At 33.2% G+C, this 3,610-nt stretch carries 2 protein-coding genes; both read right to left on the reverse strand.

Translation table 11 applies throughout. The features are described 5' to 3' along the window. Positions 1-2,747, reverse strand: a 2,747-nt coding sequence (locus RMN92_RS05280) for a hypothetical protein (protein ID WP_309608421.1), incomplete at its 3' end; no start/stop codon positions are given. A gap of 4 nt (positions 2,748-2,751) precedes the next feature. Next, on the reverse strand, positions 2,752-3,610 hold an 859-nt coding region (locus RMN92_RS05285; protein ID WP_309608422.1), incomplete at its 5' end, for a T9SS type A sorting domain-containing protein.

Raw genomic sequence — 3,610 nt, forward strand, 5'->3', positions numbered from 1 at the left:
TTTACACAGTTTACAGGATTGTCAAAATCGGAATTTAACACCAAACAACTTGCGGCATCATAATTTACAGTTATAAAATTTGTTACAGTTTTTGTATCTGATATTCCTGAACTGTTGGTTACTTTTAGCGTTGCATTTACAACTCCTGGTGATAGAAATTTTACAATTGGATCTCTAGAGCCTGCACTTGTACCATTTAAATAAACTGCTGTTTTAGAAAACGACCATTCCCAAGTGGCGCCTGCGTAATCCAGAATACTATAATCGCTAAATTTTATTTCTTGATTAATACAGACTTCTTTTATATTGGTTGTAGGTTGTGCCACAGGATTACTTTTTTCATAGAAAGGAATGGTTTGCACGCCACCTTTAGCACTGGCAACTATTAATCTTTCTTTAAAGTAAGATGCTTTTAAAAAAACTCTTTCTTTGGCTGTTCCAGTCATTAAATTTGGTGAATAATCTATCCAATCTGGCATGGTGTTGTTTTTGTAAAAACATTTTGATATTTCATTTTGAACTCCCATGATGTACACACCACCATTCGAACCATATTGATGTTGTATTTGTCGAATATTAAATCCGTTTAAATTTGGTGTATTTAAATCAGTCCAATTTTGTCCACCATTGGTGCTTTTAAATATCCTAGTATTGTTGGCAATGCTGCCGTGAGTAAGCCAAATTTCGTTGGCATTTGTTTGCGATACGTCTATGTAACACTCAACTCCTTCTGGTTTTAAATCTATATTATTAAGTGTCATGTTGCATTGGGTCCAGTTTGCGCCACTATCACTGGTTTTCCAAAGTCCATCAGTATGGGTCATTACATACATTACTTTTGGGTCTTTTCTGGTTGTTTTTACATCCCAAACTAATGAGTTAAAACTTTTATAAACTTGATTAGTTACACCATTATCATAAGAGATAATCACATCGTTATTAAAACCTGAATAAATAATGTTACTATCTTGTGTGTTCGATGTGGTATCACTATTTCTTAGCCCACTAACATAAGTATTATTTTTGAGCGTAAAAGGATAAGAATCTGTATAATTCAAACAATAATCTACATCTATTTGTTTAAACCGTTTCAAATTCAAATCTTCATAAAACATTGAATTTGGTCTACTGAAAATTGCTTTTCCCACGGGTGATTCATTTGAATGGATATGTATTGATTTACCGTTGTTCCAATTGGGGTTAAAAATGTTATTACCGTTGTGTATTTTTCCACCACCCATTTGATCGGTATTAAACCCAATATCAAACCCAATATAATTTAATGAAAACATCCCTTTGGTCATGGTTTTATAGAGCGAAAGATCGGTGAAGTTATCTGGAGATTCTCCCACGCCACCATCAGTGGAAACCACAACTTTTTCTCCAATAAAAACCAAGTCTTGAATGTCGGCATGAATTTTACCGCTCAAAGGACCACCGTAACCACCAATTTTATTAAAAGTTAATCCACCGTCTGTAGATTTTAAGAAATCGGAAATACCAAAATAATAAATATTTGAATCTACTGGAGAAATACCAAAAACAAAAGCATAAAATCCTTGAGTAAATACCAAAGTTTCTTTTATCGATAAAAATGAAAAATCTTCGCCACCATTGGTACTTTTAATTATTTCTACAACGCCGTGACCTGTTGCACCTCTGGTTTGAAAACCGATTGAAACTAAATCTGGGTTTGCAGCAGAAACTGCCAACAAAAATCCTTCTTTACCAGTATTTAGCGTGTAATTGGTTGGTTTAATTGTCCAAGTTAATCCTGCATCGGTACTTTTATAAAAAACACCTTGATCATCAATAGCATAAGCAATTGTAGAACTGCCAGGTTTAAATTCTACATCCATAAAGTAACCTGCTTGTCTTTCATTAAACGTTTCGCCAGCATCAGACGAGACAAATAGCCCATTGTGAGTAGCTGCAATTATGGAATTGCCGTCGTTTGACCATAATATTTCGTTACATCCTGCTTGAACTGGTCTTACTGTCCAATTTGCACCACCGTCTGAACTGTAACGAAACGGATTACTTGCTAATATTATTTTATTAGAATCGGTTGGATGAAAGGCGCTTGGCCCACCATATTCGTTAAGATAAGTCCAATTTGCTCCACCATCTGTGGTTTTAAAATTAGAATTTGTTTCGTCACTTGCCAACCTAATATTTGGATTAGAGGGTGCAATATTTAAGTAATAAACATTTACCATTGCTTGCACTTGCTCGTCGTTCACTACAACTTCAGTTGTGCCAATTTGTTCCCAGTTATTTGCTAAGATACCTTTGCCACTCTTTTTAGCGTTAATATTACTTTTATTTTTTTCGAATAATTCGGCATTCTTAAAAAAGTTTTTTTCTGTAGGCATTTCAATGAAACCTAGTTCATTGATCCATTGACTAGGAATTTTTATAACAAAATTTAATGCAAATCGCACAAGTGGATTTTCCGAAAGACTTTCTTTAAAATCACTTTCATCCTTTTCAACGGTTTCTTTACTAGTTTTTTCTCTTTTCTCTTTTTTTTCTACAATTAACCATTCGTGAAGTTCTTTTTTTAATTTTTTTACATTAATCTGGTCTGGATTTTCATAAAACTGATTTGCCCAACTTGGTGTTGCGCTAGTTTTTCCGGGCAAATCAGAAAAGTTGATATAGTCTTTGATACTCATTTTGGTTTCTTGCGAAAAACCATTCTGTATAAATAGAAAAAAGAGCAATAAATAAATTTTAGTTTTCATGGTTCTATTTTTTAATAATTTTCAAATAATTGTATTTATCATCAGATTTATTATGTAATATCACAAAATACAAACCCTCAGCATATTGTTCCATATTTACTTGCAATAAGTTGTCGGTTGTTTTTTCAAATTTTGATGTGATAAACTTACCATCGATGTTGTAAATACTTAATCCAAATTCTGAACCATTCGATTTGGTATCGATTGTAAACGAATTGAATGTAGGATTCGGGAAAGCAACAATGGTTGTAGCAGAATTTGAAATGAAATTTTCCATTGCCAAAACTTGGTCTGAGCCCAAAGAATAACATGAATTAGTTATCTGATAATTGCTTCCTGCACAAGGTGTGGATACTCGTTGAATATAAAGTTGGTCGTTTATTAAAGAAAATTTTAATTTTCCGTTTGCAGCAGATTCTGAATATACATTTGGAGAATCATTATTCAGAACAGTCGAAAATGTTGCTGATCCAAAATGTTTGTAATTGATGACATGAATTAAATTATTATCTAAATCTACATTCAAATAAGCAGTTGCAGTTGTGTTATTGCAACTGGTACTGATGTTTAGCGTGACAAAAACTCCTTTTTGTGTTGGTGCAAACGACGAGAAATTTTGAACGAGATTTGCACTCGAATTCGTTATTACATTGCCAGAAATTGGGTTGTTACAATTTGAAGGTTGAAGTGTATTATCAATTCCATTTTGATCGTCGTCCATTGCAGACCAGCAAGATGGGTTGAGTCTGAAATTTCCGTTTCCACAAGGATTAAAAATTCTTTTTACATATAGTTTATTGTTGCTAATAAAATAATTTACTTGAGCATTTGTGGTCAATGTGCTGGTTACAGAACTGGTTTCG

This window comes from Flavobacterium sp. (genome assembly GCF_031363805.1).
Taxonomy (GTDB): domain Bacteria; phylum Bacteroidota; class Bacteroidia; order Flavobacteriales; family Flavobacteriaceae; genus Flavobacterium.